Annotated in this window: 4 protein-coding genes; 1 reads left to right on the forward strand and 3 read right to left on the reverse strand. The window is 36.4% G+C overall.

Translation table 11 applies throughout. The annotated features are described in order from the left end of the window. Positions 1-527: 527 nt before the first annotated feature. Entirely contained in the window at positions 528-1,022 is a 495-nt protein-coding gene (locus tag KPC_RS20970; protein ID WP_456049178.1) for a glycosyltransferase, read from the forward strand. 410 nt (positions 1,023-1,432) lie between these two features. Here KPC_RS20970 and KPC_RS16775 read toward each other — a convergent pair whose 3' ends face one another. From KPC_RS16775 to KPC_RS16785, 3 genes are read right to left on the reverse strand one after another with little or no spacing between them, the layout of a single operon-like run. After that, positions 1,433-2,623: an HlyD family type I secretion periplasmic adaptor subunit gene (locus tag KPC_RS16775; protein WP_121975496.1), complete on the reverse strand. Its 1,191-nt coding sequence runs from the start codon at positions 2,621-2,623 to the stop codon at positions 1,433-1,435. Next, a complete protein-coding gene (locus KPC_RS16780) occupies positions 2,620-4,761 on the reverse strand; it encodes a type I secretion system permease/ATPase (protein ID WP_121975497.1) in 2,142 nt (713 codons plus the stop codon). The genes KPC_RS16775 and KPC_RS16780 overlap by 4 nt, the downstream gene beginning before the upstream one ends. Then, positions 4,758-6,311 (reverse strand): TolC family protein, encoded by a 1,554-nt coding sequence (locus tag KPC_RS16785; protein WP_121975498.1) that lies wholly within the window; start codon positions 6,309-6,311, stop codon positions 4,758-4,760. Before KPC_RS16785 ends, KPC_RS16780 begins: the two co-directional genes overlap by 4 nt. Positions 6,312-6,420: the final 109 nt, after the last annotated feature.

Below are 6,420 nucleotides of genomic sequence, written 5' to 3' on the forward strand. Positions count from 1 at the left end.
ATATTAATGGTGAATTAATTTTAAAGCGTATTTTTAATGTTGCAAAAAAAACAATAGAACGTATTGAAAAATATTGTCAGCTGAAATTAGTCAGTATTTATAATACTGAACAAGATTTTCTTTCTGATTGGCTTAAAGAAATTAAAATTGATAGGAATTCGTTACTAATTATAGATAAAAATAAATTTTGGAGTTTAGCTGCAAGTGAAATGAGACCATATTGTAAAGTTGCATCAGTATTACATAGTGTTCATTTAAGAGAGTCTGTCTTAAATGATATTTATAATGGACAGTTAAATTCAAATTATGCTGCGATATTGAATAAGAAGCATGTTGTTGATGCAATTCTGACGTTAACTGAGGAGCAAAAAACAGATATTTTATTAAGATANAATGACTCACATAAAATATTTGTGATTCCACATTCTATTGATGGTGATTACTGCTATTCCTCAAATGGTGAGTTGGTTAATTCTAAACGCCTTATTGCATTATGTCGACTTTCACCTGAAAAACAAATTGAAGATATGATTAATATTATGTCTATTTTAAAAAACAGAAATTGTGATGTAGAACTTTATATTTATGGAGAGGGGGGAGAAAGGGTAAAGCTAGAAAAAATGATAGAAGATCTTGATCTCCAAGAGTATGTATATTTACCAGGTTATGTAAGTAATATTCATGAGGTTTATCAGAATGCATTTTTATCTTTATTGACAAGTAAATGCGAGGGGTTCTCTTTAGCGGTATTAGAGAGTTTAAGTCATGCTACTCCAGTAATAGCATATGATATTAAATATGGACCAAGAAGTATGATTAAGCATGGGGAAAATGGTTATTTATTTCCTATGAGGAGTTATGAAGAAATTGCAGATACAATTGAGAGTTTAGTTGGGAATTCTGATTTATTAAATAGGTTAAGTTTAAATGCATATAAAAGTTCTTTAAAATATAAAGAGTTAGAGGTTTCAAAAAAATGGAAATCATTTATTGATGAGATCTATCTTGAAACAATTCCATAAACTAGCGATTACAACAACCTTAAGAGCAGAAGAGAGTATTATTGCTCAATTCATTGGTTATTATTTAGGTTATGTTGCATAAATATCGGGAAGATAGACTGACTCATCTTTATTTTTATTTATGCAACAAAGCCTCTGTTTTAATTAGATTCAAAAATCGCCTTAAAAAATAAGTAGCCATGTATAAAATATATCTACATGAGTAAAATAATTTCAAGTTGATGTGAATTTATCATTATAAAACATAAAAATAAATTTACCCAAAACCATTATGAATAAGCTAACACCCTCACCAATACGATTAACGTTACTACTCAACAAGGTAATAAAAAAGCATCTAATACCACGTAATAGATGCTTATCGAATTTAAGGTTTGAGAAATTCAACTATTAGACTTTCTCAAAAGATTTTAACGTTCACGCAAAGCTTCATTTGCCTTATTAAATGGTTTCAACAAATAATCCAATACTGTTTTTTCACCTGTTTTAATATCAACCGTTGCCACCATACCTGGAGTAATCGCAAATTCTTTTCCAACCTTATTATGCAACTTATCGGTTTGAGTCCGAATATAAACACGATAATAGAACTGATCCTGCTTTACTTCATCTCGGATAGTATCTGGAGAAATGACTTTTACCCGTCCTTTTAATCCACCATAGATCGAATAATCATAAGCAGTAATTTTAACCAGGGCCTCTTGATTTGGACGAATAAAAGCAATATCTCGTGGAGAAATTCTTGCCTCAATTAATAACTGATCTTCAAGTGGAACAATCGTCATTAACTTACCATTTTGCGGTACAACACCACCAATGGTCATGACATCAATTTCTTTAACAACACCACGAACTGGTGCCTTAAATACAGCACGATTCAGTGCATCTGAGCGACCTTTTACAACTTGTTCTTGTTGCTCAATATCTGTACTTGCTTTGGAAAGCTCTTCCCGTGCCTTTACATAATATTGGTTTTGTATGTCATTCATTTGATTACGAAGTTCATTGGCTTGACGTTTTAAACGCAATACCTCGACCTCACTTGCAGCCCCTTTAGCAACCAAGGGCTCGGTCATACTCAACTCTTGTTCAACTAAACTTAACGCTTTTTTTAATCCCGCAATTGAAGCTGATAAGTTTTCTCTACGCGAGTGATAAAGTTGCGTTTGTTCTTGAATCAGTTCAGGTGCGCTTTTTAATGAATCAGGAAAAACCAATTTGGTATTATTCACCTCTGCACGTAATCGAGCAGCTGTAGCTTGGGCAGATAAAAGCAAAGATTTGGATTCATCAACATTTGAAGCAAAGCGTGTTGGATCTAGCTCTGCTAAAACCTGCCCTTCTTTAACAATATCGCCTTCTTTAACATTGAGTTTAGTTAAGATCCCACCCTCAAGAGATTGAATAATTTGATCTTTTGAAGACGGAACAACCTTACCAGTACCTGTTGAAACTTCTTCAAGTTTAAATAGTGCAGCCCAAGCTAATAAAATGCCAAGACTAATACAGATAATCCAAACCAAATAACTAGATTTCGGTAATGGTGGTTCGCTCTGGCTCAACTGTAATGTCGATTTATTTTTCTTATTGAAAGCACTCATGATTTTGCTCCCGTTGCAACTTGCTCAGGTTTGGGCTGATTATTCGAGAGAATTTGATCACGTGGACCATCCATAACAATACGACCATTATTGACAACAATGATACGATCAACCAATTCTAAAACCGCACGGCGATGTGTAGCCACCACCAAAGTGCGATGACCCAACCATGCTTTTAAGTGCTCGATTAATTGTTTCTCAGCAACATCATCGATAGATGCTGTTGGCTCATCTAAAAGTAAGATATTTGGTTGACACAACAATAAACGCGTTAGTAAAAGTGCTTGACGTTGTCCACCAGAGAAACCACCACCTCCTTCAAGCACAATATGTTCTAGACCCTCTTTCTTTGCCTGAACAAATGTCAAAGCACCTGTAATATTTAATGCCTTGAGAATATCATCATCAGTACTTAATGGTGCGCCAAGTGTTAAGTTTTCACGAATCGTGCCATAAAAAAGATGTGCATTTTGATTGAGTAACCCAACATCACGGCGTACATCAGCAGGATCTATTAAATGTAAATCCACACCATCTAGTTGAATACTCCCCTGATCTGGACTTTGCATGCCTGACATCAACTGTAATAATGTCGATTTACCCGCACCATTACGCCCCAATACCGCAATTCGTTCACCTGGTTTAATTGTGAGGCTTTGAATTGCCAAGCTCGGCTGACTGTCTTCCTCTGTATATTTAAACGACACATTATTAAATTGATACAAACCATTAATTGCAGCCCGTTGGATCAACTGCGTACGCTCTGGTTGATCCACTGGTTTTTTCATTAACTCATCTAAGCTTTGTTTCGCGGTTTTTGACTGCTGTAAACGACCAAGTACTGCTGAAATACTGGCAATTGGCGCTAACATACGTGAGGAAAGAATCGAGCACGCCACCAAGGCACCTGTAGTCATTTCACCTTCCATTACAGCAAAGCAACCCACTAAAACTACAATCGCAAAGGTTAAACCTTGTATTTTTTGTGTCCATGTAGAGATAAAATGAGTGATTTTTCTTTGTTTCATGCTAATACTCGCAGAAACATCATTCATGTGGTTCCATTGGTTTTGGAATCGTGACTCTGCACGTAACAACTTAATATCCTCAATTCCCTGTACAGACTCAACCAATATTGCATTACGGATTGATGACTCTCTCATCCCTTCTTGGGCTAACTTAGCTAAGGGCTTTTGTACCAACAAGCCTGGTAAGATCATAATCGGTATGATGATTACAATCACCCAAAATAAGTTGCCACCAATTAACCAGAAAATTGCCAGGAATAAGAAAAAGAAAGGTAAATCAGCAATTGCGGAAATTGTGGTCGATGTAACCATTTCACGGACACTTTCCAGCTCACGAACTTGCGAAATAAAAGTCCCTGTTGATTTAGGGCGTTCTTTATTTTTAATACGTAATGCATGTCCAAAAACACGATCTGATATCTTTAAATCCGCACGCTTACCAATCATATCTGAAATATGTGCACGTGCTAAACGTAGTACAAACTCAAAAACTGCAGCCAGTATGACTCCACTAAATAGTACCCAGAGTGTTGGTATCGACTGTGATGGTACAACACGGTCATATACATTCATGGAAAATACAATGGTTGCTAATGCCAAAATATTTGCAAGTAAAGAAGCAAATAAAATATCGATGTAACGTTTCCAATCTTTGAGTACGATGCTCCAAAACCAATTTTTCTCAAATGGTTTAATGTACTCATCAACACGCGCATCAGAAACTGAGATTTCAGGGCGTAAAATATAAGTGACTTCTATATGGTCAAGTAAGGTCGTTGCACTAAATTGTTGTGCTAAACCTTGATCACCACTCATTTGCACACTAAGATTGCCTTGGTCATCTGCTTTATCGATAACACCAACTTGACCATCTTTAAATCCAACGACCAAAGGTAAACGCCACGGATTAAGTAAATCCAGACCAAATTCAACTTTTCTTAAACTCAGGCCAATTTGGCGAGTAATCATATGTAAAGCATCATCCAAAGTATGATGATCACCCCAATTTAACTCTAAACGAATACGCTCTTCTGAAGGCTCAATCCGATAATGCTTAGCAACCATTAATACTGCTTGTAACCATGGTTGGGTATTGATTTTATTACTCATGGACGGATCTCTACCCCTTGAATTGTCATATTATTGAGCTGATAAACATCTCGTGCGTTACCACTCACCGCAATAAATTGCACCAAGCTACTATAAATATCGTAACGGTTGGTCTCGATTTGCATGCTGGCACTGTGAATACTCTGCTCAGCGTTGAGTAAATCCACCACTGTACGTGTTCCGAGTTTGTACTGTTCTTGATATAACTCTTTAGTTCGTACAGAAATGGACTGTTGATTAATCAATACATCCATTTGGCGTTTTTTATTTTCAATATTTTCTCTCGTCGCCCGAATTTGATTTAAAACATCTAATTGCACTGCGTTGACCTGAGCACGTGCTGCTTGTTCAGCATAACTTGCGGCACGTGAACGTGAGTTGGTTGATCCACCCTGATAAAAGTTACTGTTAGCTTCGAGCATTATCGAGTTATACATACCATTATCTTCTCGGTTATTTGGATTAACCCCATTCAAGGCTTGGCTTAATGAGCCTTTAATATTCAATGTTGGATAACGACTGAGATCGACTTGTTTCTTCTGTAATTGAGCAACTTCAATTTCAGCTTGTGCTGCCATCATCCTCGGAATTTTGCTAAATTCAGCTGATTCAAATATTTTAGAGTTTTGCAGCAAACCATCCGGAAGTTTCCACTGAATTGCACGAGTATCCATATTTAATAATGTGCGCAGCTTTTCTTGGTAAATAGATAACTGAGTTTGTTGTGCTATTAAGTTTGATCGTGCTGCTTCTAAATAAGACTGTGCCTGCACTGGATCGGCCTGACTACTAATCCCCGCTTTTGCACGTAAATTCGCAATCTCAGCAATTCGACTAATCCCAGCAATCTGATCTTGAGCAATCGTACTCAACGTACGATAACGATTAATATTGACAATGGTATCAGCCACTTGGCTAGCAATATCATCGATATTTATTAACACATTAGCTTGATTGACCAACAATTTAGCCTGCTGTTCGCCAACTAAGCTTTTGGTTTTTCCAAAGTCATACAACATTTGTGTCGCATTAATGCTGATCAGTTGACGACCACCTTCGCCATGACTCATATCACCTGTTGAAATCCCACCTGAAATTTGTGGATAGTAATTTGCCTTGGCAACATCAATGTTTGAGTTTTGTGCTGCGAGGTTGGAAATACTCTGACTGATTTGAGGATGTCGAGAAACTGCGCGTTGAATAGCACCATAAAAATCTAAACTTTCAAAAGCATACGGTGCCGTAGCTGCTTGATAATTTGTTGAATTAGATTGTTGACGATTGGGCTGATAACCAATGGTTGGCAACGTATCAGTTTGAGTTGGGTCATAATCATATTTAGATAATTGATTTAATTTAATGGTTTTATATTCTTCGTTACTTTGTGGAGCGAGTAATTGATTAAGACCGTCTTTTAATGTCTGCCCCAGATTGGTTTTCTGAGTATTAAATTGAGAAAGCATATATTGACCATCAGGATTATCTTGCTGATTGATCGGTAGCGCTTGTTCTGTACCAACACGCGCAAAAGCTACACACGGTTGTAACATTAACAACAGCACACATATACTTAATCTCTTATTTACAAATGAATGATTATGACTAAGCACGTAAATTCTCTAAATTATGTTTACATTTTACAATTCGTGAGTATACATT

This window comes from Acinetobacter stercoris (assembly GCF_900323515.1).
GTDB lineage: Bacteria > Pseudomonadota > Gammaproteobacteria > Pseudomonadales > Moraxellaceae > Acinetobacter > Acinetobacter stercoris.

Bases quoted from the DNA above. Each gene is read 5' to 3' on its own strand.
- KPC_RS16780 (WP_121975497.1), bottom strand. From the start codon at position 4,761: ATGAGTAATAAAATCAATACCCAACCATGGTTACAAGCAGTATTAATG.
- KPC_RS16785 (WP_121975498.1), bottom strand. From the start codon at position 6,311: ATGTTACAACCGTGTGTAGCTTTTGCGCGTGTTGGTACAGAACAAGCG.
- KPC_RS20970 (WP_456049178.1), top strand. From the start codon at position 528: ATGATTAATATTATGTCTATTTTAAAAAACAGAAATTGTGATGTAGAA.
- KPC_RS16775 (WP_121975496.1), bottom strand. From the start codon at position 2,623: ATGAGTGCTTTCAATAAGAAAAATAAATCGACATTACAGTTGAGCCAG.